1 protein-coding gene is annotated in these 371 nt (G+C 70.9%); it reads right to left on the bottom strand.

Annotation, left to right across the window (positions count from 1 at the left end; genetic code table 11):
• Positions 1-83: 83 nt before the first annotated feature.
• The coding region (locus AC1DKR_RS21435) for a LysR substrate-binding domain-containing protein (RefSeq protein WP_478035238.1) at positions 84-371 on the bottom strand (288 nt) is incomplete at its 5' end.

The following is a 371-nucleotide window of genomic DNA, read 5'->3' as shown; positions in this document are numbered from 1 at the left end:
GGGTGCAGGTGATGCGGATGGAGGTGCTGGGGCGCGAGCCGCGGTGACGCCTAAGCGGCCGGGGCCAGGCTCCGGCCGCCTTCTCATCCTTCGGCGAGGAACCGCTGCATACGCGGCACGGTGAAGTCGAGGAACGCGCGCACCCTGGCCGGCAGGAACTGGGCGCCGCGGAACAGGGCATGGATCTCGTCGGTCTCGCCGATGTCGCTGTCCTGCAGGATCTCGACCAGTTCGCCGCGCGCGATGGGCCCCCGCAGGTGATAGTCGGCGATCCGTGCGACGCCCACGCCGGCCAGGGCCATGCGCCGCAGGGTTTCGCCGTTGTTGGCCAGCAGCGATCCGCTCAGCATGCGCTCGACGATCCGTCCGCC

It is taken from the genome of Stenotrophomonas sp. 01N47 (genome assembly GCF_056399165.1).
Note: the sequence above shows the minus strand (reverse complement) of the source record. Positions and strands in the feature narration are given on the sequence as shown.